We start from the raw sequence: 22,935 nt of genomic DNA on the forward strand, positions 1-22,935 counted from the left end.
AATTACTAAAGGTTCTGTTAAAGAAGGCCTACCCCTGCGTCTTTTTTATTATCAGTGCTTCGGCCTGCTTGGCTAGCATCTGGCGATACAGCTCGCGCAGGGCCTGATACTCACGGGCTCCGTAAACGGGCTTGTCGAGGGTAAGACGGCTTACCAGCTCTACCGTGTTTGGGGTAGGGCTACTGGCAGCGTACACGTAGCGCCCGCCATTATCGGGCAGAGCCAAGACGGCTGACTTGGGCAACTCGGCCGTGTAGCCCGCCGGCAGCTTCAGGGTCACGATTATGATTTCCTGCTGGCGCATGCCGATATCGACAGGAAACGTGCGGTCGGCGTGACGAAACGGGTTCTGGCGTTCACCAAACTCCTGCAACGGACTGATATACAGCTCGCGTGCCTCACCAGCAGTAGCAGCTGGCTGCTTAAACTCATAGCGCAGGCTCAACGGCTGCGCCGGCGCTTGCTGCCCACCAAAGGCGTAGCTGGCTACTTCCCAGCTGGGATGGGCGCCGGCCAGCTCGCTGACGCACTTTTTTTCGCCCTGCGCCAGGAGCTTCTCCCGGGCGGCGAAACCCGCGTAGCCGCCTTGCTCTTCGCTTACCTGCCCGCTCAGATTGCCCTGCGTGTCGAGCGTCAGCTGCACGGCCTGGTAGCGGTTGTGCAGTTGGGCAGGCACCAGGTTCACCCACCGGCCTTCGCCCGTGGCGGGCACCGTGTGGCCCAGCATGCTGAGGCAGCGAGTAGGCAGCATCCCGGCCGGCAGCAGCGGCTCGGTAGCATCGAGCAAAAGCTCCTTCTGGTCCGGCAGCTCCACGAGGGCTATTACATAGTTAAACTGCTCCAGCAGTGGATATTCCTGACTAACCTGGCCATGCGTGCGGGTGCTCAGCAGCAAGGGCTGCGTAGTAAGGCCAGCTGCTCGCAGGGCGGCAATCAGCAGCAGGTTTACATCGGCCGACGTACCCCGGTGCAGCTCGTAGCTGTGCTTAAGCGGGCCACTGGCCGAATAGCGGTTGGTACCATCGTACTTCACGCTTTTCAGCACCCACTCGCGTACGGCCGCCGCACGGGCAGCCGGGTCGGGGTATTGCAGCACTATAGGATTCAGGGCCGCGCTTAAGAAGCCGGTGTGCTCCAGCGCCTGGCCAAAGTCTTCGCTGCTCAGAAGCAGCGTGTTCTTTTTAACCCAGCTATCGGCCAGGTCCCGATAGGCTTGGTTGGGCATCTGTATTCCCACCAGCTCAAACGTCATGCGGGGCAGGTAGTCGTTGGCCGTCGTCATATAGGCTTCCTCGCGGAAAGCCGGCAGGTCGCGCATCACCCAGCGGTGCTGGTCGGTATTTACCCCCACGCCTACCATGCCAACGGTCATGCCGGCTCCCACCCCCGCACCCTCAGCCACCCGGTCGTTGAGCAGCAGCTGCGCCGAGCCCGTATTCATCTCATTTATGGCCAGGGGCGCGTAGCCCCGATACAGGGTTTTATAATTGTAAATGAGCGGAATACTGGTCCGGTACTCGCTCCAGCGAGTCGGTATTTCGTGCTGAAATGTCCAGTCCTGAAAATTATTGAAAAAGGTCGATGTGACCGTGTAGGCGTACTCTACTATGGCTCCTTCCTGTACGTTGGGCAGCGTAAACTTAAGCACCTTCACATTGTTGGTACGCTTCTCTTCGAAGCACGTACTAACGTCAAGCTTGGTCTTGATAACTTGTCCCTCGGCCCCACGAAGGTAGGTAAATCCGCGTAAGCCAGACAGCTTTTCGGCATTGGTATCTTTATGATAAAGCGGCACTTCCACGGTCGCGTAGTCGTAGCCGGCTTTTTTAAGAATCTTCAGCCGCGTGGTGCGCTCGTGAATAATACTTAGCTCGCCGGCAACACTGCCAAAGCGCGCCGTTCCGTAGTCGCACAGCACTACCGCTACGGCACCGCTATCGGCTACGAAGCTTTTGGCTTCAAAATCGGCCGCTTCAGGCTGGCCAAACTGCATGGGTAGCGGAGCCGCCTTCTTACCAGCCACCGTCTGGGCAGTAGCGTGCTGGGGCTGAGCCACCAACAACAGTACACCCACGACCCACCCGGGCGCAGCCAATTCTAGCAGGAATCTCATTTGTATGGGCTACTAACCGACGAAAACCTAGCTGCCTTTTTTAATAACCAGTGCTTCGGCCTGCTTGGCCAGCGCCAGCCGGTAGAACTCGCGTAGCGAAGCGTATTCCCCGGCCCCGTAAATAGGCTTATCGAGCGTGAGCCGGCTGGTCAGCTGCACTGTGCCCGGCGTGGGGCTGCTGGCCATGTACACATAACGGCCTCCCTGGTCGGGCAGGGCAATAGTAGCGGGCTTGGGCAGCTCGGCCGTGTAGCCTGGCGGCAGGGTCAGGGTCAGGGTAATAACATCAAGGCTGGAAGCCCCAAAATCAACCGGGTAGGTGCGCTCGGCGTGGCTGAACGGGTTGCGGCCTTCCCCAAACGAAGCCAGCGGACTGATGTAAAGCTCGCTGGTCTTGCCAGTGGTGCTGGCGGGCTGGCGCAGCTCGTAATTGAGTGCCAACGGCTTGTTTACTTCTCCTACCTCACCGAAAGTGTAGGCTGGAAATTCCCAGCTGGGATGCTGGCTGGCCAGCTCGCTCACGTATTTTTTCTCCCCAGCTGCTGAAGCTTTTCGCGGGCGGCGGCTCCTGAGTAGCCCCCGTGCTCTTCGTGCACCTTGCCGGTGAGGTTGCCCTGCTCGTCGAGCGTAAGCTTAATATCCTGATAATGACTGTGGCGCTGCGCCGGAGCCAGGTTTACCCAGCGCCCAGCTACGTCTTTGGTCACCAGCCGGCCCGTCTGGTTGAGGCAGCGCGTGGGTAGCACGCCGCAGGGCAGCAGCGGCTCTGTAGCGTCCAATAGTAGCTCCTGATTATCAGCCAGCGGCAACAGGCCCACTACGTAGTTGAATTGCTCGAGCAAGGGGAAGTTCTGATTAACCCGGCCATGTCCGCGGGTGCTTAGGATGACAGGCTCGACGGCCAGCCCCGCCTGCCGCAGCGCGGCAATCAGCAGCAGGTTCACATCGGCGGCGGTTCCGCGGTGCAGGTCATAGCTGCGCTTGAGCGGGCCACTGGCCGAGTAGCCGTTGGTGCCATCATACTTCACGCTTTTGAGCACCAGCTCACGCACGGCTGCGGCGCGGGCAGCCGGGTCGGGGTACTGGGCCACGAGGGGTTTCAGCGCCGCTTCCAGGAAGCCCACATGCCCGAGCTGTCCGCCAAACTCGTCGCTGTTGAGCAGGTCCATATTGATTTTTTCCCAGTTGCCGGCCACGTTATGATACCCCTGGCCCGGCATGCGCTCGCCGGCCAGCTCGAAGTTGATACGGGCCACGTAATCGCGCATGGTAGTCATATAAGGCTCATCGCGTAGGGCCGGCACGTTCTGCATGGCCCAATGGTACGAAGTGCCTTTGGCAACAATCAGCTCATTGTCCGATGCAACGCGCCCGCCCGCCGCACTTGGGTCAAGGCTCGCCTCGGTGTGTAGGTTGTATTGCATCTGCGAATCTTCCCGCGTTTGCAGCACCAGGGGCTCGTAGCCCTGCATAAGCATCTTATAGTCGAAATACTCCGGAATTACGGCCTGAAACTCGCTCCAGCGGGTAGGTATCTCGCGCTGAAAAGACCAGTCCTGAAAGTTGAACAAGAAATCTGAAGTTACAGTATAAGCATATTCAATAATAGCCCCTTCGCGCACATTGGGGAGCGTAAACTTGCGTACCCGAATGTTTTTGGTGCGCTCCTCGGTAAAGGCTTTAGCTATTTCAAGCTTCACCTTTTCCACCTTGCCGCCGACCTCGTTGTAAGTAAACCCGCGCAGGCCCACTAATTTTTCTTCGGAGCGGTCGCGGTGGTACAAGGGCACCTCTACCGTGGCTACGTTGTAGCCCGACTTCTTCAAAATCTTGATGCGGGTAACCCGGTCCGACTCCAGCTGAAAGCTGCTGCCATTAAGCCGGAACCGGGTAGCCCCGTAGTCGTAGAGCACCACGGCCGGCGCGGCGCTATCGGCCACAAAGCTTTTGGCATCGAAATCGGCCGGCTCGGGTTTGCCGAATTTTATCTCCACTACCTTCATGGGCGCTTTTTGTGCCTGCGCACTGGTAGCAGTTAGTAGTGCCAAAGCGCTGACTGCTAGTGGAAATGAGGCAAGTAGTCTTTTTATCATAGAAGGAAGTAATGCAGCTAGCTGGCAAGAATAGGATATACATTGCCTCTACTGGGTAAAAATAGGTGCCTACCTCCTATTTACCAACTCTTCCTCACGAAAATTACACTACCTCTTCGGGGCCGGCTACGGCCATGGCTTCATCGGCCAATGCCTGGTGGCTGGCCGGGCCGGCCGGTGTAGCCCGTATGCCCAACAGCAGGTAGGCAATGGCGGCGAGCACGCACGCCAGGCTCAGGCCATGCACCCAGGGCAGGCGGGCGGGCTGATTGTCGAAAATCCAGCCGGCGGCCAGGGCCCCGAGGCCAATGCCGACTTCGAGGGCAATGTACATGGTCGCCACGCCCCGGCCGCGCCGCTCGGGGTGGCTCAGGTCTATCGTCCAAGCGTAGAGCGTGGGCGAGTTCAGGCCCGTGCCCACCCCAAATATGACAGCTCCGAGAAGGAATATCGGCACCGACGGCGACCACACCAACACCGCCAGCCCCAACGCCAGTATAGCAGCCGACCAGCGCAGTACCGGCACGCGCCCGTGGGTATCGCTGGCCTTGCCTGCCACCAGGCGCACGGCCAGTGAAGCAATGGTATAGCATATATAGAACAAACCCTTTGTTGGCCCCTGCAAGCCCAGCAGCCGGCTTTGGTCGGGTATTACGGTGAGCACCGCGCCGTACGGAAACAAGCACAGCAGCGTAGTGAGCGCCGGCGCCAGCACGCGGGGCTCCAGGATTTCATCGAGCTTCAGCTTTAATAAGGAAAAGCTGAATTTTTGCCGCTGCCCCTTCGGTAGCGTCTCGGTAAGGGTGCCCTGCACCAGCACCGAAAGCAGGGCCGCCGCGCTGGAGCAGTAAAACATGGCATTGAGCGAGAACGTCTCGGCCACCCACGAGCCGAAGGCCGGCCCGGCAGCCATGCCCAGGCTGCCCGTTACGCCGAGCAGGCCCATGGCCTCGCCCCGCTTTTCGGTAGGCACAATGTCGGCCACGAACGCGGCGGTGCCCGTAGGCTTGAAGCCGGTGCTGAAGCCGTGCAGCAGCCGCAGCAGCAGAAAGCTGCTCACCATGAGCGCCCACGGGTAGGCAAAGCCGCACAGAAAGCATACCAGCGAGCCGAATACCATCACCGGAATGCGCCCCACCGTATCGGCCAGCTTGCCCGAAAAAGGGCGCGAGATGGCCGCCGTAAGCGTAAACAGGGCGATAATAAACCCTTTGTACTCGCCGCCGCCCAGCTGGCTGAGGTGCTCGGGAAGCTCGGGCAACAGCAGGTTGAAAGACAGAAAAAACAGAAACGACGACAGGCACATCAGCCAGAAGCCCCGCGAATACGAACCAAGCATAAGTGCGACAAAGGTCGGGAACGATGGAGTAATGGGTAGCGACCGGCTGGCATTAAACAGTACTCCCTACCCCGCTCATTATTCCCTCCACTACCCCTGTTCTGCCAAAACGGCCACTCGTACGGCCCGGCCCCAAATGTGTCAGTACCCCAGTCTATGAGTTGGCTATCATCCTTTTTCAAGACTATTTCTGCTAAAAACCCCGGCTCCGGGCGCGGCCCCGAAAAGCCCACGGTGAGCGTGCGCCAGCGGGTATCGGCGCTGCGCCACCTGCCGGCTTTTCTCCGGCTCATCTGGCAAACCTCGGCGGGCCTGACCCTGGGGAACATAGCGTTAAGGCTATGTAGAGCTGCCTTGCCGCTGGCCATGCTGTATATCGGCCGCCTCATTCTCGACGACATCGTGCAGTTGACCAAGCTGCCGGCTGCCAGCCGCGTGGTAGCGCCCGTGTTTGGGCTGGTAGCGCTGGAATTCGGCCTGGTGCTACTCACCGATGCGCTGGGCCGCGCCGTGGCGCTGCTCGACTCGCTGCTCGGCGACTTGTTTGCCAATGCCAGCTCGGTGCGCCTTATGCGCCACGCCGCCGAGCTGGACCTTGACCAGTTCGAAGACAGCAATTTTTACGACAAACTGGAGCGGGCCCGTCGCCAGACGCTCTCGCGCTCGGTGCTCATGAGCCAGGTGCTGGCCCAGGGCCAGGATGCTGTGACCCTGGTGCTGCTGGCCGGCGGCCTCGTGGCGTTTCAGCCCTGGCTGCTGGGCCTGCTGCTGCTGGCCGTGGTGCCCGCCTTTTTGGGCGAAAGCCACTTCAACGAGCGCAGCTACTCGCTCTCGCATTCCTGGACGCCCGAGCGCCGCGAGCTCGACTACCTGCGCCAGACCGGCGCCAGCGACGAAACGGCCAAGGAAGTGAAGATATTCGGCTTGTCTGATTTCCTGATTGCCCGCTTCGAAACGCTGTCTGACCAGTTTTACCGCGAAAATAAACTTCTGGCCCTGCGCCGCGCCGGTTGGGGTACGGTGTTCGCGGCCATCGGGGCAGCCGGCTATTATGGCGCTTACCTCTACATTATTAAGCAAACCGTGAGCGGCGCGATTTCCATCGGCCAGCTTACGTTTCTGGCGGGCTCGTTTGCCCGGCTGCGCAGCCTGCTCGAAGGCATTCTGAGCCGCTTTAGCCAGGTGGCCGACGGCGCCCTGTACTTACAGGACTTCTTCGACTTCTTTCAAATCGAGCCGCGCATTGTGCGGCCCCGGCTGGGGCAGGCGGTGCGGGCCTTTCCGCGCCCCATCCGGCAGGGCTTCACGTTTGAGGATGTCGGCTTTACGTATAAAAACGCCGAGAAATGGGCCCTGCGCCATCTTAGCTTCGAGTTGCGGGCCGGCGAAAAGCTGGCGCTCGTGGGCGAAAACGGTGCCGGCAAAACTACGCTCGTCAAGTTGCTGGCCCGCCTCTACGACCCCAGCGAAGGTCGCATCCTGCTCGATGGCCACGACCTGCGCGAGTATGACCCTGCCGAGCTGCGCCAGGAAATCGGCGTCATTTTCCAGGATTTTGTGCGCTTCCAGCTGCCCGCCGGCCAGAACCTGGCCGTGGGCCGTATCGACGAGCGCCAGAACCAGCCGCGCATTGAGCAAGCGGCCCAGCAGAGCCTGGCCGACACGGTTATTGCCAAGCTGCCGCAGGGCTACGACCAGATGATTGGCCGTCGCTTCAACGGCGGCGTGGACCTGAGCGGCGGCGAGTGGCAAAAAATCGCCCTCGGCCGCGCCTACATGCGCGACGCTCAGCTGCTTATCCTCGACGAGCCTACCGCCGCCCTCGACGCCCGCGCCGAGCACGAGGTATTTCTACGCTTTGCTGAGTTGACTAAGGGCAAAACTGCCGTGCTTATCTCCCACCGCTTCAGCACCGTGCGCATGGCCGACCGCATTCTGGTAGTAGAGCACGGCCGCGCCCAGGAAATCGGCTCACACGACGAGCTGCTGGCCCAAAACGGCCGCTATGCTGAGCTGTTTGCGTTGCAGGCGGCAGGATATCGGTAAAGGTGGATTGCCGAAATTAGAGAAGACTGTTAACTTGCGACAATCATACCACTGGTGATATGATTGTCGCTACTGCACGCCGAGGTAGCAACGGCAATATAAATATTAGCACAAGTTTATCGAGCACCCTCCTCTTAACAAAATGGACATTTTGAATTACTTAGAAATTTTAAGTAACAAAAAACAAGGTTGTCTTTTTCCAAAAGACAACCTTGAAGAAAGACTTATTGCCTTGACTAAAATTTTAGAAAATGGATACCCAAGAATAATTTATAGCTTAATCCCATATTTAAAGGACAAAAAACAAGAAATCCAAAACGCAACTTGCAACACAATTATCGGACTTTTTACCAAAATTGAGACAAAAAGGGAATATTATGACACACTTAAACATTGTGAAATTTCAAAGTCTGATATTGATATTTACGAAAACACGTTTACTCAAGAGCAGTTAGTACAACTTTTATCTATTGCATCTTTAAACAGCAATGGTTATGTCAGAGAGAAAGCCGTTAAAAAGTTATCTGTTTCTAACAACGAAAAAGCCATTCAATTTATCATCTATCGTTTAGCTGATTGGGTGCAAGGTGTTAGACAGATTGCGTTGCAAGGTATTGAGAATTTTAAAAAGCCACAGTTTATTAATGCATTTATTGACAATCTTTCAATTTTCGAGTGGCTACAAAAAATAGAGCGGACAGATTTAAGCGCTACTCATAATGAAATAATCAATTTCATTATGACAGAAAACAAAGAATATATTTTCAAAAATTTCTATTCGTTTTCAGATAAAATTCGCTTACTTTTAGCCAAATACATTTCAAATTCCACAAATTTGACTGCAAGTGACATAACCCTTCTGCTAAATGACAAGCAGTTTTTAATTCGCAATTTTGCTCTTCAACATTTTGAAAAATTATCACAAGAGCAAATCAATAACCTTTTAAAAGACAAATCTGCAAGAGTTAGAATTCAAGTACTTTACAAGCTTAAAAGTCGAAATAATTTTACTCAATTAATTCATTATTTTTTGACAGACAAGTCCGCATCAATTAGAGAATTTGCAAGGTTTTCTTTACAAGATGAGATTACAGATTTTGCAACAATCTATAATAATAATCTTGAAGAAAACACAGATATATTTGCTTCTATTTGTGGGCTTGCAGAAACCAACGGCAAACTATTTTCAGAAAATATAGAACCTTTTTTAGAAGACAAACAAATAAATATTAAAAAGGTAGCTTTTTTAGCTTTGATAAAATTAAATGAGCAAAAAGCCTACGCTTTTGCAATTAAAGAATTGAGCAGTGAGATTATTGGTATTAGAAACATTACTATTGGGTTTTTGCAAAAAAGACCGAATACTGAAGTATTAGAAAGGGCAAGACAAATTTATAAAAAAGGGAATGTTGACCTTAAAAAAGCAATGTTGAAAATGTTTAACAATATTGGAGGCTGGACGACAATTGCAGATATCATAATTGGAACAATTGACGAAGATGAAAATATTAGAAATTTAAGTTTTAATTATTTGAAAATGTGGAAAGTAAAAGCTATAAGACTTTTTACACAGCCAAAAGCAGACGAATTTGAAAGAGCAAAGAAAATTTTTAGCTTTGCTTTTGAGTTGCACGAAGAAAAAAAGTATTTTGAGAACAACCCCTTGACAGGGTTTGACTTTTATTTGAGATGACGTGAAAGAAACCTGCCACTAATAAAAGGTATGCTGCAAGACTGGCGGATGGAACAACAATCGATAATTGTACTACTATCAGTTAGCATGGGGCTTGACCGAATATTATTTAGCTTCAGTTGTTAATTTTATCATCAGCTTTCTTATTTGCTTCAGTTGCCAGGCAGATAGTTATAAGCTGTTCAGCCTCATCGGCGCAACTTCAGCCTCTTGGTATATCTTGGCCAGCGTCATCTTCAGCCCTAGAGAGGATTCCAAGTCCGGGTACAGCTTGGCTGGGGCGGGCTGCCGGCTTTTCGCCGGCTGTCCGCTCTTGGTCCACGCCGCTCGTTCTTTTGATAAGCGCACAGCCGGCAGCCCGCCCGGTACCCGAATTTGGGGATTACCCCAGCTCCGCAATAACTAAGGTGTACCTTCAGCGTCGTCCAACGCAGCGTAAGCCCAGACACCATGCGCAGTCAACTGATACTGCTCCTGCAGTCGGGTAGTTTGCGATACCAGCAGGTAGTGACGCCTGCTAAGCAACTTTTAGACAGCTTAATAAGCTGAACACTAGCCAGAAAGTAAATTTCCCTACGTAGCTTAGAGAATTCAACGAATTCCCTACCCTGTTTCCATGAAATTTACCGCTACTCTTCAGCTTATCTGCCTGTTAAGCCTAGGCTTGCTTTCCAGCTGCCTTACCTCCCGCGATGCCCGCATTGAATCGAGCTACAGCTACCGGGGGCGCTTTCGGCACTACCGCACCTACGGCTTTTTGAGCGGCAATGGCCTCGCCGCCGACAGCACCCGCCTCAGTGAGTCGCTACGCGATGCCATTCGGCAGCGCATGCGTCTACAGGGCTACCGCTTTTCGAAGCGCAGCCCCGATTTGATGGTGAGCTACAAATTATTTGAGGGCGATATGCACTTTCCCGGCTTTGTGCAGGAAGACATTACGCGCTGGGTAAAAAACAACGATGCGGAAGACGAGCAAACTCCCGAAGAGCAGCGCCACGGCTACCAGCGCACCCGTTTGCTCATGCTCGATGGTACGCTAATGGTAACCCTCATTGATACCAAGACGGACAACGCCATCTGGAATGGCTACGCCTCGGGCGTGACCGTGCCCGAAGGCCTGCGGGGTGAATACGTGCTGGTGCGCTCGGTGCGCTCCATCTTCGACCGGTATCGCATTTTTACTGAGAATTACTTCAACGGCGGCAACCTCGACGGGGCTATGAATGGCCAGCCATTCGACGGGCCGGGGGCCGCCCCTGCCCCTCCTCAGTCCACCGAAACCCCACGCTAAGTAGTAGCGGGCCACTTTTCGCTTTCGCCCAACCCGGCGCAAGTGTACCTTTGCTTGTCCGCACCAGTGCGCCCGCTACCTAACTAGCTGACCTGTATGCTTCTTGCCATAAATTCTTCTTATCAGCCCAGCGACTACCTGCCCATACTCGTGCAGTTTGGGCTGGCCGTAGCTTTCGTAACCTTCGCCATGGTTGTGTCGCACCTCGTGGGGCCCAATCGCCACAGCCGCGTGAAGGATGCTTCCTTTGAGTGCGGTATCGAGAGCGTGGGCAACGCCCGCACGCCCATCTCGGTCAAATATTTTCTTACCGCTATATTGTTCGTCCTGTTCGACGTCGAAGTGATTTTCATGTACCCCTGGGCCGTGAATTTCCGTCAGCTCGGCACGGCCGGCTTTGTGGAGATGATTATCTTCATGACGCTGCTCATGGCCGGCTTCGGCTACGTTATCAAAAAGGGCATTCTGCGCTGGAACGAGGCCGTTCCGAGCCAAACTTTCGTTGCAAAACCGGTGTTGGTAAAACAGCCCGCCGAAGCTGCGCAGGCTGCCTAACCCGACCTTTCTATCATGGATACCCGCGTTCCTGAAATCAAAACCGTGCCGGCCCCCGAGGGTATTGAAGGCGCTGGTTTCTTTGCTACCTCCCTCGAAAAAGTAGTGGGCATTGCCCGCGCTAACTCCCTCTGGCCCCTGCCGTTTGCCACTTCATGCTGCGGCATCGAGTTTATGGCTACCATGGGCGCGCACTACGATATCTCGCGCTTCGGCTCCGAGCGCCCCAGCTTCTCGCCCCGGCAGGCCGACCTGCTGATGGTGATGGGCACCATCGCCAAGAAGATGGCGCCCATTGTCAAGCAGGTGTACGAGCAAATGGCCGAGCCCCGCTGGGTGCTGGCCATGGGCGCCTGCGCCTGCTCGGGCGGCATTTTTGACAGCTACTCGGTGCTGCAGGGCATCGACCGCATTATCCCGGTCGATGTATATATTCCGGGCTGCCCGCCCCGCCCCGAGCAGGTGCTCGATGGCCTGATGCGCGTGCAGGACTTGGCTAAAAACGAAAGCCTGCGCCGCCGCAACTCGCCCGAATACCAGGCCCTGCTCGCTTCTTATAATATTAAATAATTCAAAGCAGGGGAGCATGCTCCCCTGCTTGCTGAACGATTCACAAACGGCATAGTGGAGCTGCTTCGGCAAACTCAGCATGGCGTTCTTATATAAGGTCCAGAAATGGCTGACCCGACCAAAGAAGAATCTACTGCCGCGCAGGATACCGCCGTTGCCCAGGACCCTGCCGCAAAGCAAAATGCGCAGGTGCTGGCGCTGCTGCACAGCCTGTTTGGCGAAGCCACCTTTACCGATGTGCACGAGCCCTACGGCCTGCTCACGGTGACGACCAAGCGCGAGCATATTCACCACATTGTGGCGGGCTTGCAGCAGGATGAAACGCTGAAGTTTCACTTTCTCACCACGATGTGCGGCATCAATTATCCCGAAAACCTGAACCAGGAGCTCGGCATGATTTACCACCTGCACAGCCTGGTGCATAATATTCGGCTGCGCATCAAGATTTTCTTCCCGCTGGCCGACCCCGTGGTACCCACGCTTACCGACCTCTACGCCACCGCCAACTGGATGGAGCGCGAGGCCTACGACTTTTTCGGCATCATCTTCACCGGCCACCCCAACCTGCGCCGCATCCTGAATGTGGAGGACATGGACTACCATCCCATGCGCCGGCAGTATCCGCTCGAAGATGGTACCCGCGAAGATAAAACGGACCTCTTTTTTGGTCGCTAACCCCCTCTACCTGTCATGCTGACGAAGGAAGCATCTTATCACGTTCTCCCTCGGCAGAGTTAGTAACCCCAGCGGCGTGGACGTGATAAGGTCCTTCGCTGCGCTCAGGATGACATAAAATCGAAATGGCAGTAAACGACGCCCTGGCAGGCACCCACAAGATAATCGAGGAAGCGAAGGAGCAGCAGGGCGGCCAGCTCGTGCCCACCCTGAACGACTTTTCCCAGGAGCTGACGACCCTCAACCTGGGGCCGACGCACCCGGCTACGCACGGGATTTTTCAGAACATCCTGCAAATGGATGGTGAGCGCATCATCTCGGGCGTGCCGACTATCGGCTACATCCACCGCGCATTTGAGAAAATCGCCGAGCGGCGGCCATTCTACCAGATTACGCCGCTCACCGACCGCATGAACTACTGCTCGTCGCCCATCAACAACATGGGCTGGCACATGACGGTAGAGAAGCTGCTCGGCATCACGGTGCCCAAGCGCGCACAGTACATGCGCGTGATTATGATGGAGCTGGCGCGCATTGCCGACCACCTCATCTGCAACTCCATTCTGGGCGTGGATACGGGGCTTTCACCGGCTTCCTCTACGTATTTCAGGAGCGTGAGAAGATTTACGAGATTTACGAGGAAGTCTGCGGCTCGCGCCTGACGACCAATATGGGCCGCGTAGGCGGCATGGAGCGCGACTTTTCGCCGGTAGCCCTCGACAAGCTGCGTAAGTGGCTGAAGGAGTTTCCGGCCGTGATGAAGGAGTTTGAGGCGATGTTTAATCGCAACCGCATCTTCATGGACCGCGTGGTGAACGTGGGGCCGATTACGGCAGAGAAAGCCTTGAACTACGGCTTCACCGGCCCCAACCTGCGGGCTGCCGGCGTCGATTACGACGTGCGGGTGATGAACCCCTACTCCTCGTACGAAGACTTTGAGTTTGAAATTCCGGTCGGGACCAACGGCGACACCTACGACCGCTTTCTGGTGCGCAACGAGGAAATCTGGCAAAGCCTGCGCATTATCAACCAGGCGCTTGACAAGCTGCCCGATGGCCCGTTCCACGCCGATGCGCCGCACTACTACCTGCCCCCAAGGAGGCGGTGTACAAGAACATGGAGGCCCTGATTTATCACTTCAAAATCATCATGGGCGAAATTGATGCCCCGGTGGGTGAAGTGTATCACTCCGTGGAAGGCGGCAACGGCGAGCTGGGCTTCTACCTGATTTCGGACGGCGGCCGCACCCCCTACCGCCTGCACTTCCGCCGGCCGTGCTTTATCTACTACCAGGCCTATTCCGAAATGGTAGTAGGCACCAGCCTCTCCGATGCCATCGTGATTTTATCGTCGATGAACGTGATTGCCGGCGAGCTGGACGCTTAATATAGTAAGTTGACAATACCTGATATGGAGCCGACTACCGCCGCTGCCAAACCCCAGTTTTCTCCCGCCGCGCAGGCGGAAATCAAGCGCTTGCTCACGCATTACCCTGACGACCGCAAGAAATCGACCTTGCTGCCGGTGCTGCACATTGCGCAAGCCGAGTTTGGTGGCTGGGTGAGCCCCGAAGTGCAGGACCTGGTAGCCGAAACTTTGGGTTTGCGGTCGATTGAGGTGTACGAGGTGAGCACGTTTTATACCATGTTCAACCTTAAGCCGGTTGGCAAGCACGTGTTGGAAATCTGCCGCACGGGTCCCTGCATGCTGCGCGGCTCTGATGAGCTAACGGCTCAGTTGGAGCGTATTACCGGCGCTAAAGTCGGCGAAACCTCGCCCGACGGCCATTTTACCCTGAAGGAAGTGGAGTGTCTGGCGGCCTGTGGCTTTGCCCCCGTGGTGCAGGTGCGCGAGAAATACTACGAGTCGCTCGACACGGAAGAAAACGTGGACGCTATGCTAAGCGAGCTGAAAAGCCTGGTGCACCGGCCTATTCTGCCCTGGGAAGAAAACGGCTTACCTACTTCACTGCAAAACAAGTAATATGGGACGCAAGCTATTAACCGAACATGTCAACGTTGAAGGCATCGAAACCTTCGCCGTGTACCGCAAGCACGGCGGCTACCGCGCCGTGGAAAAGGCGCTGAAAATGACGCCCGAAGAAGTGGTGGAAGAAGTGAAGAAGTCGGGCCTGCGCGGGCGCGGCGGCGCGGGCTTCCCCACGGGCCTCAAGTGGAGCTTCCTGGCCAAGCCCGAGGGCGTGCCCCGCTACCTGGTTTGCAACGCCGACGAGTCGGAGCCCGGTACGTTCAAGGACCGTTACCTGATGTCGAAGCTGCCTCACCTGCTCATCGAGGGCATGATTGCGGGCAGCTACGCGCTGGGCGCGCGCACTAGCTATATCTACATCCGCGGCGAATTATTGTACGTGCTGCGCATTCTGGAGAAAGCTATTGCCGAGGCGTACGCGGCCGGCTTTTTGGGCGAGAATATTCAGGGCTCGGGCTATTCGCTTGACTTGCATGTGCATCCGGGCGGCGGCGCGTATATCTGCGGCGAGGAAACGGCCTTGCTCGAATCATTGGAAGGCAAGCGCGGCAACCCGCGCAACAAGCCGCCATTCCCGGCCGTGCAGGGCTTATATGCCCGCCCTACCGTGGTCAACAATGTAGAGAGCATTGCGGCCGTGGTGCCTATTCTGAACATGGGCGGCGACGAGTACGCCAAAATCGGGGTTGGCAAGAGCACGGGCACCAAGCTATTCTCGGCCTGCGGCCACCTTAACAAGCCGGGTATCTACGAATTGGAGCTGGGTGTGCCGGTCGAGGAGTTTATTTATTCGGATGAATACTGCGGTGGCATTTGGAAGGGCCGGGAGCTGAAAGCGGTGGTAGCCGGCGGCTCCTCGGTACCGATTCTGCCTAAAGAATTGATTCTCAAGACGGCGGCCGGTGAAAACCGCCTCATGACGTATGAGTCGCTCAGCGATGGCGGCTTCGTGACGGGCACTATGCTCGGCTCGGGCGGCTTCATCGCTATGGACGAAACAACGTGCATCGTGAAGAACACCTGGAATTTCTCGCGCTTCTATCACCATGAAAGCTGCGGGCAGTGCTCGCCCTGCCGCGAAGGCACCGGCTGGCTCGAAAAAGTACTGCACCGCTTGGAGCACGGCCATGGCTCTATGCACGACATCGACCTGGTTGTGAGCGTAGCCAAGCAGATTGAGGGCAACACTATCTGCCCGCTGGGCGAGGCGGCCGCGTGGCCGGTGGCAGCCGCCGTGCGGCACTTCCGCGACGAGTTTGAGTGGCACGTGACGCACCCGAAGGAGGCAACTCAGCCCGGTGCTGTGTACCGGGGCAACTTGGTGATGGCGTAATTTTGAATTCGAAATAAATTGTCATGCCTAACAACGTGAAGCAGCTTGCCCGCATCGTTCGGGTCTCGTTCCAGGAGGCGAATGAGATGCTTCCCGGTGCTCAGTCTGACGGCAGTATCTGTACCCGAGAAATATAATGGCTAAAATAACCTTCGACGGAATTGAGGTGGAAGTGCCCGATGGCACCACTATTCTCAACGCAGCCCGCAAAATCGGGGGTAGCGTGGTGCCGCCCGCCATGTGCTACTACACGCCCCTCAAAGGCAGCGGCGGCAAGTGCCGCGCCTGCCTGGTGCGCGTAGCGGCCGGCTCGGCCAAAGACCCGCGCCCCATGCCCAAGCTGGTGGCTTCGTGCATCACGACCGTGCAGGATGGCATGGTGGTGGAAAACACGACCAGCCAGCAGGTAATGGACGTGCGCAAGGGCATTGTGGAAATGCTGCTCATCAACCACCCGCTCGATTGCCCGGTGTGCGACCAGGCTGGCGAGTGCGACCTGCAAAACTTTGCCTACGAGCACGGCGTGAGCACTACCCGCTACGAAGAGGAGCGCCGCACCTTCGAAAAAATCGATATTGGCCCGTACGTGCAGCTGCACATGACGCGCTGCATCCTGTGCTACCGCTGCGTGTACACCGCCGACCAGCTCACCGATGGCCGCGTGCACGGCGTGCTGGGCCGGGGCGATGCTTCCGAAATCGGTACATATATAGAAAATACTATATCAAACGACTTCAGCGGCAACGTTATCGATGTGTGCCCGGTAGGCGCGCTTACCGACAAAACCTTCCGCTTCAAGCAGCGCGTGTGGTTTACCAAGCCGGTAAATGCACACCGCGACTGCGGCCATGAGAAATGCACCGGCCACGTAACGCTTTGGTACAAAGGCAAAGACGTGCTACGCGTTACCGCCCGCAAGGACGAGTACGGCGAGGTAAAAGAGTGGATTTGCAACGAGTGTCGCTTCGAGAAGAAGGAAACGTCGGACTGGACGATTGAAGGCCCGGCGCACATCGACCGCTCTTCGGTCATATCGGCTAATCACTATGAATTGCCGGTTATCAATCCGCAGGTTATCGCTGACCTGCCTGAGAGCACCGTACGCGAGCTGGAGCGCAACCCGCCGCTGAAATTAGGCGGCCCCAGCGGCAATTCTTTTTAATCGCCCTATCTAGCCGGCGGCCTGAACGACGCCTCTTAATTACGACGGCTTTCCTCAGAAATCCATTCGCTACGCGTCCCGCAAACCTGACAAGATGCTTCACAAGCAGCCGCCAGCTACGGCATGATAACCCTTTGATACTATGCTTCTTGAAACCTTAGGCTGGCAAAGCCTCGTTATTCTGGTAGTTTTCGGCGTTTCATTGCTAATTGCTACGTACTGTACCTATGCTGAGCGGGTTATTGCCGCTTTCCTGCAAGACCGGGTTGGCCCGGACCGCGCTGGTCCCTTTGGCCTGGCGCAGCCGCTAGCCGACGCCGTCAAGTTGTTTACCAAGGAGGAGTTTTTTCCCAGCGGAGCCAATAAGGCGCTGTTTATTTTCGGTCCTTGCCTGGCGATGGTTACGGCGCTGATGTCGTCGGCCGTTATTCCGTTTGGCAGCTTCCTGAAATTTGGTACGACCATCGTGCACTTGCAGGGCATCGAAATCAACGTGGGCATGCTTTACGTGTTCGGCATCGTGTCGCTGGGCGTGTACGGCGTCATGATTGGCGGCTGGGCTTCCAACAACAAGTTCTCGCTGCTCGGCGCTATTCGCGCGGCTTCCCAAAACATTAGCTACGAGTTGGCCATGGGCCTGGCCCTAATTGCGGTGCTGATGATGTCGGGCTCGCTCTCGCTACGCGACATTACCCTACAACAGTCGGTACCCGGCGAGTGGCACTTCTGGAATATCGTGAAGCAGCCGCTGGGCTTCATCATCTTCATTGTCTGTGCCTTTGCCGAAACCAACCGCACGCCCTTTGACTTGCCCGAGTGCGAAACGGAGCTGGTAGCCGGCTACCACACCGAGTATAGCTCCATGAAGATGGGCCTCTACCTTTTCGCCGAGTATGTGAACGTGTTCGTAGCCTCAGCCGTGATGAGCGTTATATACTTCGGAGGCTTCAACTTCCCGTTTCAGTATGAGCTGCGCGAGTGGCTGCACTCGTCGCGGGGCCTGTCGCTCGATGCGGCGCAGAATATCGTGGCTATCCTGGGCGTAGTAAGCGTGTTCGCAAAGATTTTCTTGTTCATCTTCTTCTTCATGTGGGTGCGCTGGACGCTGCCCCGCTTCCGCTACGACCAGCTGATGCGCCTGGGCTGGACTATCCTCATCCCGCTGGCTATCTTCAACATTCTGCTGACGGGCGGCCTCATTACTACCGGCATTATCCCCGAAATCAAGCAGTGGTGGTAGGCGGCTCACTCCGTCTGTCTGCTGTCCTATTCAACTGAGCTTATGCAATCGCTAAGTAACCGCGCCAAGAAACTGGAAAAGAAGCCGATGACGCTCGCTGAGCGGGCCTATCTGCCGGCAATTTTTCAGGGCTTAGGCATTACGTTTCGACACTTCTACCGTGCGCTCGCCAAGAAGCAGATTACCATTCGCTACCCCGAGGAAACGCGGCCGTTCTCGCCCGTTTTCCGGGGCCTGCACGTGCTCAAGCGCGATGAACAGGGTCGAGAGCGCTGCACTGCCTGCGGGCTGTGCGCCGTGGCCTGCCCTGCTGAGGCCATTACGATGGTAGCCGGGGAGCGAAAGAAGGGCGAGCAAAACCTCTACCGCGAGGAAAAGTACGCCGTCAGCTACGAAATCAACATGCTGCGCTGCATCTTCTGCGGCCTCTGCGAAGAGGCTTGCCCGAAGGCCGCTATTTACCTGCAAGCCGATAAGATGGCGCCCCCGCGCTACGAGCGCGACGAGTTCATCTACGGCAAGGACCGCTTGGTAGAGCCCGTATCGCCGGACAATCGCTCGAAACGCGGCATCCAGCTCACCCCCGAGCAGGCGGAGAAGCTGCGCGGGCAAACGCAGCCGGCGTAATCACCGAAAATCGTCCGTCATGCTGAGCTTGCCGAAGCATCTCGCGTGCAGCAGTACCTAATCGTTCAACGACGCGAGCGAGATGCTTCGGCAAGCTCAGCATGACGTTCTTTTTGCTATTGATTCCATGTCCCTATTTCTCTTCCTGTCTTTTGTGGCCCTGCTGAGTGCGCTGGGCGTGGTACTGGCCAAAAACCCGGTTCACAGCGTGCTGTTCCTCATTCTCACCTTCTTCACGCTGTCGGCCCACTACCTGCTGCTGAACGCGCAGTTCCTGGCCGTTGTGAACATCATCGTGTATGCCGGCGCCATAATGGTGCTGTTTCTGTTCGTGATTATGTTCCTGAATCTGAATGAGGATACCGAGCCGCACAAGCCCGCGCTGGCCAAAATAGCGGCTACTATCGCTGGCGGCTCACTGCTGCTGATAATGGTAGCTGCGCTGCGCAACGTGCATCCCGCTGGCTACGACCCGGCTACCTTCGACTCGCAGATTGGTATGGTCGACCGGCTGGGCATGGTCCTGTTCAAGCAGTATTCGCTGCCGTTTGAGCTGGCTTCTATTCTTTTGCTGGCCGCGATGGTGGGCTCGGTGATGCTGGGCAAACGCGAAACGGGCGAGCGGAATTTTTAACCAAGGATTTCTTTCTTCAAAAAATGAAGGCGGCTACTGAGAGTTCAGTAGCCGCTTTTTTGTGGGCCTCCGTAACTTGCCACCAGCACTCCAGCCCTAATCCGGATTCAGCTACCTATGAAATCAGAACTTATGCACGTCAGCTCCGCAGAAACCGGGCAGCTCGGGGTGCAGCATCTGAAGCGCTTTTGGGCACAGTCGCTGGCCAGGCGCGAGGGGATAGGTAGTGCGCTAACCGAGCAGGAGTGGCGCTTCGACAACCTGCTGCTGAATGGGCTGGACCTGGCGCTGCAAGAAACCAAGCGGTATCTGATGCATATTCAGCCGACTTTTACGGAGTTTGAGCAGTGGGTATTGGCAAAAAACGGGGGTGACCTTGCGCCCCTGCGCATCGAGCGCCTCAACAGCGTTTTTGCCAATCAGCCTTACGGAGAAAATGTGTTGGCTCACCTACGTGAGCTGGAGGCATACGACGATGTGCTAAGCGCCGACGACCTGCAATTTTGGGAGGAGAATGGGTACGTCATAGTGCGCGAAGCCATCTCACGCGAGCAGGCCCAGGCCACCGAAGACGCCGTGTGGGAGGCCCTTGACATGCGCCCCGACACCCCCGCCTCGTGGTATGAGAAACCCATTGGCCAGGGCATTATGATGGATTTTTACCACCATCCAACGCTACGCGCCAACCGCGAGTCGCGGCGCATCCGCAAGGCATTTGCCCAACTCTGGGGCACCCCGACCTGTGGGCCACCACCGACCGCACCAGCCTCAACCCGCCCGAAACGGCCACTTATTGCCACCAGGGCACGCCGTTGCACTGGGACGTGAGCCTGGCCCCACCGTTTCACTTCGGCACTCAGGGACTGATTTATCTGTGCGACACACCGGCCGAGCAGGGCGCGTTTCGCTGCGTGCCCGGTTTTCACCGCCAACTCGAAAGCTGGCTGGCCGGCCTGCCCGCTGGTACCGACCCGCGCCAGGTAGACCTCTCGGCGCTAACCCGGCCCATTGCCGCCAAGGCCGGCGATATGGTTATCTGGCACCACTTCCTGCCCCACGGCAGCAGCCCCAATCGCGGCAGCTACCCGCGCATTGTGCAGTACCTGAACATGTACCCTGTGGAGTTCAAGGAGAACGTGGAGTGGCTGTAAAACAAGAGCGGCGACTAAAATTTTAGTCGCCGCTCTTTACTTATTGCGGAAGTGCCACCGACCAGAACTGACCTTGAAAATCTTTGAACAAAAGATTAGCGCCACCTGGGGAAAACCTTACGGCCGCAGCGCTTTGGTTACCAACCAGCTTTATTTTCTTAACATGAATCAGGGCGTTATCCTTTATTTGCCAGAAGTCAATTGTTCCCTGCAAATCCGTTGTTTGTGACTCATTAAAATTGATAAGCAACGTTTTCAGCAAATAAGGCCTGCCATTGAGCAGATACGTCTTGCAACCTAATCTACGGTCTACTACCACGTACTGTCTACCATTGAGAAGCTGTTTTTCAACAACCTGAATTTTACGGTTAACGGGCAGGTCGCCAATGTAGGTGTATTCCACGGAATAGTCTCCGTGTTCAAAAATGTCCCGGAGTTGGGGGCAGCCGCCCTCGAAAGCTAGCGTACCATTATGCTTTTTAACAGTCCGATTTTTGTAAAACTCAACTGGTAAGATACCTTGCTCAAAAGCCCCCTTAGTGATTTTCACGAGCACAGCAGGTGGTTTTGGCTGAGTGGCCGCACTCGTACTGCTCCAAAGGGCCACACTAATGACGCAGATTATCCAGGCAATGTGTTTCATTTCCCCGCAACAGCCGTCTTGATGCTCAGCTCCGTCAGCTGCTTATCCGAAATCGGCGAAGGCGAGTCAATCATTACGTCGCGGCCCGAGTTGTTTTTGGGGAAGGCGATGAAGTCGCGGATGCTGTCGGCACCGCCGAAGAGTGAGCACAAGCGGTCGAAGCCGAAGGCGATGCCGCCGTGGGGCGGCGCGCCATACTCAAAGGCATCGAGCAGGAAGCCGAACTGGGCCTGCGCCTCCTCAGGCGAGAAGCCGAGCAGCGCAAACATGCGCGCCTGCACCGCCCGGTCGTGGATGCGAATGGAGCCGCCGCCCACTTCTACCCCATTAATAACCAGGTCATAGGCATTCGCACGGGCCTGGCCGATGGTGTCGGGGTTATCAAGTAGGTGCAGGTCGTCAGGCTTGGGCGAGGTGAAGGGGTGGTGCATAGCGAAGTACCGACCTTCCTCCTCAATATATTCCAACAGCGGGAAGTTGACGACCCAGAGCGGGGCAAACGTGTCTTTGTCGCGCAGACCGAGGCGCTGGCCCATTTCGAGACGCAGCTCACTCAGGGCCTTGCGGGTTTTGTCGGCGGGACCGGCCAGCAGCAGCAGCAGGTCGCCTTCGTTGGCGTTGAAAGCGGTTTTCCACTTCTGCAGCTCTTCCTGCGAGTAGAATTTATCGACCGACGATTTTACCACGCCGCCGGCCTCCACGCGGGCGTAAACCAAGCCGGTGGCCCCGAGCTGTGGACGCTTCACGAAGGCAGTCAGCTCGTCGAGCTGCTTGCGGGTGTAGGCGGCGCAGGTGGCAGCGTTGATGCCCACCACCAGCTCGGCACTGTCGAAAACCGGGAAACCCTGGCCTTTTACCACATCGTTGAGCTCCACGAATTTCATTTCGAAGCGCGTATCGGGCTTGTCGTTGCCGTACCAGCGCATGGCGTCGGCGTACTCCATGCGGGCACGGTGGGAAAATCGAGGCTTTTGATTTCCTTGAACAGGTAGCGCACCAGGCCCTCGAAGGTGTTGAGAATGTCCTCCTGCTCCACGAAAGCCATTTCGCAGTCAATCTGCGTGAACTCGGGCTGGCGGTCGGCGCGCAGGTCTTCGTCGCGGAAGCACTTCACAATCTGGAAGTATCGGTCGAACCCCGACACCATGAGCAGCTGCTTAAAGGTCTGGGGCGACTGTGGCAGGGCGTAAAACTCGCCGGGGTTCATACGCGAGGGCACCACGAAGTCGCGGGCGCCTTCGGGCGTGCTTTTGATGAGCACGGGGGTTTCAACTTCGATAAAATCCTGGCCATCGAGGTAGCGGCGCACGGCCTGGGCCATGCGGTGGCGCAGCATCAGGTTGTTGCGCACCGGCGAGCGGCGCAGGTCGAGGTAGCGGTACTTCATGCGCAGCTCGTCGCCGCCATCGGTGTCGTCTTCGATGAGGAAGGGCGGCAGCTTGGCCGGGTTCAGCACTTCCAGCTTCTCCACCCGAATCTCAACGTCGCCGGTGGCAATATGGGCGTTTTTGGAGTAGCGCTCGGCCACCTTGCCGGTGACGCTAATCACGAATTCGCGGCCCAGCGTGCGGGCAGTTTCGCGCACGCTGTCGCTTTCCACGCCTTCTTCGAGGGCAAGCTGGGTAATGCCGTAGCGGTCGCGCAGGTCAATCCAGAGAATGCCGCCTTTGTCGCGGGTGCGCTGTACCCAGCCAACGAGCGTAACGGTTTGGCCGACGTGTTCTTGGCGAAGCTCGCCGTTGGTGTGCGTTCTTAACATTTAACAAATAGCAGTTAACATT

The 22,935-nt window shown here is 56.4% G+C and carries 19 protein-coding genes and 3 pseudogenes; 16 read left to right on the forward strand and 6 right to left on the reverse strand.

What is annotated here, in order from left to right; translation table 11 throughout:
- Positions 1-28: 28 nt before the first annotated feature.
- From GKZ67_RS12530 to GKZ67_RS12545, 4 genes are all read right to left on the reverse strand, one after another.
- Positions 29-2,113, reverse strand: coding sequence for a transglutaminase domain-containing protein (locus tag GKZ67_RS12530; protein ID WP_173242744.1), 2,085 nt, complete (start codon positions 2,111-2,113; stop codon positions 29-31).
- Positions 2,114-2,140: 27 nt separating this feature from the next.
- Positions 2,141-2,635, reverse strand: coding sequence for a hypothetical protein (locus tag GKZ67_RS12535; RefSeq protein ID WP_173242745.1), 495 nt, complete (start codon positions 2,633-2,635; stop codon positions 2,141-2,143).
- Entirely contained in the window at positions 2,632-4,161 is a 1,530-nt protein-coding gene (locus GKZ67_RS12540) for a DUF3857 domain-containing protein (protein ID WP_173242747.1), read from the reverse strand. Before GKZ67_RS12540 ends, GKZ67_RS12535 begins: the two co-directional genes overlap by 4 nt.
- 148 nt (positions 4,162-4,309) lie before the next feature.
- Positions 4,310-5,545: an MFS transporter gene (locus tag GKZ67_RS12545; RefSeq protein WP_173242749.1), complete on the reverse strand. Its 1,236-nt coding sequence runs from the start codon at positions 5,543-5,545 to the stop codon at positions 4,310-4,312.
- Positions 5,546-5,701: 156 nt separating this feature from the next.
- Here GKZ67_RS12545 and GKZ67_RS12550 point away from each other — a divergent pair, with 156 nt between their 5' ends.
- The 16 genes and pseudogenes from GKZ67_RS12550 to GKZ67_RS12620 all read left to right on the forward strand — a co-directional run bounded on the left by GKZ67_RS12550 (position 5,702) and on the right by GKZ67_RS12620 (position 20,511).
- Entirely contained in the window at positions 5,702-7,591 is a 1,890-nt protein-coding gene (locus tag GKZ67_RS12550; RefSeq protein WP_173242751.1) for an ABC transporter ATP-binding protein, read from the forward strand.
- Between the two features lie 142 nt (positions 7,592-7,733).
- The gene (locus tag GKZ67_RS12555; protein ID WP_173242753.1) at positions 7,734-9,284 is read left to right on the forward strand and encodes a hypothetical protein; all 1,551 of its coding nucleotides are present in this window, start codon (positions 7,734-7,736) and stop codon (positions 9,282-9,284) included.
- A 616-nt stretch (positions 9,285-9,900) separates the two neighbouring features.
- Entirely contained in the window at positions 9,901-10,575 is a 675-nt protein-coding gene (locus GKZ67_RS12560; RefSeq protein WP_173242754.1) for a DUF4136 domain-containing protein, read from the forward strand.
- A gap of 96 nt (positions 10,576-10,671) precedes the next feature.
- Positions 10,672-11,049, forward strand: a pseudogene (locus GKZ67_RS12565) (NADH-quinone oxidoreductase subunit A); the annotation flags it as partial.
- A gap of 96 nt (positions 11,050-11,145) precedes the next feature.
- On the forward strand, positions 11,146-11,700 hold the full coding sequence (locus GKZ67_RS12570) for an NADH-quinone oxidoreductase subunit B (protein ID WP_151089315.1): 555 nt from the start codon (positions 11,146-11,148) through the stop codon (positions 11,698-11,700).
- 105 nt (positions 11,701-11,805) lie between these two features.
- A complete protein-coding gene (locus GKZ67_RS12575; protein WP_151089316.1) occupies positions 11,806-12,375 on the forward strand; it encodes an NADH-quinone oxidoreductase subunit C in 570 nt (189 codons plus the stop codon).
- 125 nt (positions 12,376-12,500) lie between these two features.
- On the forward strand, positions 12,501-13,037 hold the full coding sequence (locus tag GKZ67_RS25190; RefSeq protein ID WP_410505019.1) for a hypothetical protein: 537 nt from the start codon (positions 12,501-12,503) through the stop codon (positions 13,035-13,037).
- Positions 13,007-13,761: pseudogene (locus tag GKZ67_RS25195) on the forward strand (hypothetical protein). The gene GKZ67_RS25190 and the pseudogene GKZ67_RS25195 overlap by 31 nt, the downstream one beginning before the upstream one ends.
- Before the next feature lie 24 nt (positions 13,762-13,785).
- Complete coding sequence (gene nuoE / locus GKZ67_RS12585) at positions 13,786-14,358, forward strand: complex I 24 kDa subunit family protein (RefSeq protein WP_173242756.1); 573 nt, start codon at positions 13,786-13,788, stop codon at positions 14,356-14,358.
- Position 14,359: 1 nt separating this feature from the next.
- Positions 14,360-15,697, forward strand: a complete 1,338-nt coding sequence (gene nuoF, locus GKZ67_RS12590; protein ID WP_173242758.1) for an NADH-quinone oxidoreductase subunit NuoF — start codon at positions 14,360-14,362, stop codon at positions 15,695-15,697.
- 136 nt (positions 15,698-15,833) lie between these two features.
- The gene (locus GKZ67_RS12595; RefSeq protein WP_173242760.1) at positions 15,834-16,859 is read left to right on the forward strand and encodes a 2Fe-2S iron-sulfur cluster-binding protein; all 1,026 of its coding nucleotides are present in this window, start codon (positions 15,834-15,836) and stop codon (positions 16,857-16,859) included.
- A 142-nt stretch (positions 16,860-17,001) separates the two neighbouring features.
- On the forward strand, positions 17,002-18,099 hold the full coding sequence (gene nuoH, locus GKZ67_RS12600; RefSeq protein WP_173242762.1) for an NADH-quinone oxidoreductase subunit NuoH: 1,098 nt from the start codon (positions 17,002-17,004) through the stop codon (positions 18,097-18,099).
- A gap of 42 nt (positions 18,100-18,141) precedes the next feature.
- On the forward strand, positions 18,142-18,726 hold the full coding sequence (locus GKZ67_RS12605) for a NuoI/complex I 23 kDa subunit family protein (protein WP_173242764.1): 585 nt from the start codon (positions 18,142-18,144) through the stop codon (positions 18,724-18,726).
- A 127-nt stretch (positions 18,727-18,853) separates the two neighbouring features.
- Positions 18,854-19,360 (forward strand): NADH-quinone oxidoreductase subunit J, encoded by a 507-nt coding sequence (locus tag GKZ67_RS12610; protein WP_173242766.1) that lies wholly within the window; start codon positions 18,854-18,856, stop codon positions 19,358-19,360.
- A gap of 117 nt (positions 19,361-19,477) precedes the next feature.
- A complete protein-coding gene (locus GKZ67_RS12615; RefSeq protein ID WP_173242768.1) occupies positions 19,478-20,188 on the forward strand; it encodes a hypothetical protein in 711 nt (236 codons plus the stop codon).
- Positions 20,185-20,511, forward strand: a complete 327-nt coding sequence (locus tag GKZ67_RS12620) for a phytanoyl-CoA dioxygenase family protein (protein ID WP_173242770.1) — start codon at positions 20,185-20,187, stop codon at positions 20,509-20,511. The genes GKZ67_RS12615 and GKZ67_RS12620 overlap by 4 nt, the downstream gene beginning before the upstream one ends.
- A gap of 40 nt (positions 20,512-20,551) precedes the next feature.
- On the opposite strand, the gene GKZ67_RS12625 is transcribed toward GKZ67_RS12620, so the two are convergent.
- The gene (locus GKZ67_RS12625) at positions 20,552-21,154 is read right to left on the reverse strand and encodes a hypothetical protein (protein WP_173242772.1); all 603 of its coding nucleotides are present in this window, start codon (positions 21,152-21,154) and stop codon (positions 20,552-20,554) included.
- Positions 21,151-22,913, reverse strand: a pseudogene (gene aspS / locus GKZ67_RS12630) (aspartate--tRNA ligase). Before aspS ends, GKZ67_RS12625 begins: the two are co-directional and overlap by 4 nt.
- Between the last annotated feature and the right edge of the window lie 22 nt (positions 22,914-22,935).

The organism is Hymenobacter sp. BRD67, assembly GCF_013256425.1.
Lineage (GTDB): Bacteria > Bacteroidota > Bacteroidia > Cytophagales > Hymenobacteraceae > Hymenobacter.

What these genes read in the sequence shown, in the direction of transcription:
- GKZ67_RS12550 (WP_173242751.1), top strand. Translation starts at nt 5,702, where the DNA reads ATGAGTTGGCTATCATCCTTTTTCAAGACTATTTCTGCTAAAAACCCC.
- GKZ67_RS12605 (WP_173242764.1), top strand. Translation starts at nt 18,142, where the DNA reads ATGCAATCGCTAAGTAACCGCGCCAAGAAACTGGAAAAGAAGCCGATG.
- nuoF (WP_173242758.1), top strand. Translation starts at nt 14,360, where the DNA reads ATGGGACGCAAGCTATTAACCGAACATGTCAACGTTGAAGGCATCGAA.
- nuoH (WP_173242762.1), top strand. Translation starts at nt 17,002, where the DNA reads ATGCTTCTTGAAACCTTAGGCTGGCAAAGCCTCGTTATTCTGGTAGTT.
- nuoE (WP_173242756.1), top strand. Translation starts at nt 13,786, where the DNA reads ATGGAGCCGACTACCGCCGCTGCCAAACCCCAGTTTTCTCCCGCCGCG.
- GKZ67_RS12575 (WP_151089316.1), top strand. Translation starts at nt 11,806, where the DNA reads ATGGCTGACCCGACCAAAGAAGAATCTACTGCCGCGCAGGATACCGCC.
- GKZ67_RS12625 (WP_173242772.1), bottom strand. Translation starts at nt 21,154, where the DNA reads ATGAAACACATTGCCTGGATAATCTGCGTCATTAGTGTGGCCCTTTGG.
- GKZ67_RS25190 (WP_410505019.1), top strand. Translation starts at nt 12,501, where the DNA reads ATGGCAGTAAACGACGCCCTGGCAGGCACCCACAAGATAATCGAGGAA.
- GKZ67_RS12545 (WP_173242749.1), bottom strand. Translation starts at nt 5,545, where the DNA reads ATGCTTGGTTCGTATTCGCGGGGCTTCTGGCTGATGTGCCTGTCGTCG.
- GKZ67_RS12570 (WP_151089315.1), top strand. Translation starts at nt 11,146, where the DNA reads ATGGATACCCGCGTTCCTGAAATCAAAACCGTGCCGGCCCCCGAGGGT.
- GKZ67_RS12595 (WP_173242760.1), top strand. Translation starts at nt 15,834, where the DNA reads ATGGCTAAAATAACCTTCGACGGAATTGAGGTGGAAGTGCCCGATGGC.
- GKZ67_RS12615 (WP_173242768.1), top strand. Translation starts at nt 19,478, where the DNA reads ATGAAATCAGAACTTATGCACGTCAGCTCCGCAGAAACCGGGCAGCTC.
- GKZ67_RS12560 (WP_173242754.1), top strand. Translation starts at nt 9,901, where the DNA reads ATGAAATTTACCGCTACTCTTCAGCTTATCTGCCTGTTAAGCCTAGGC.
- GKZ67_RS12610 (WP_173242766.1), top strand. Translation starts at nt 18,854, where the DNA reads ATGTCCCTATTTCTCTTCCTGTCTTTTGTGGCCCTGCTGAGTGCGCTG.
- GKZ67_RS12530 (WP_173242744.1), bottom strand. Translation starts at nt 2,113, where the DNA reads ATGAGATTCCTGCTAGAATTGGCTGCGCCCGGGTGGGTCGTGGGTGTA.
- GKZ67_RS12555 (WP_173242753.1), top strand. Translation starts at nt 7,734, where the DNA reads ATGGACATTTTGAATTACTTAGAAATTTTAAGTAACAAAAAACAAGGT.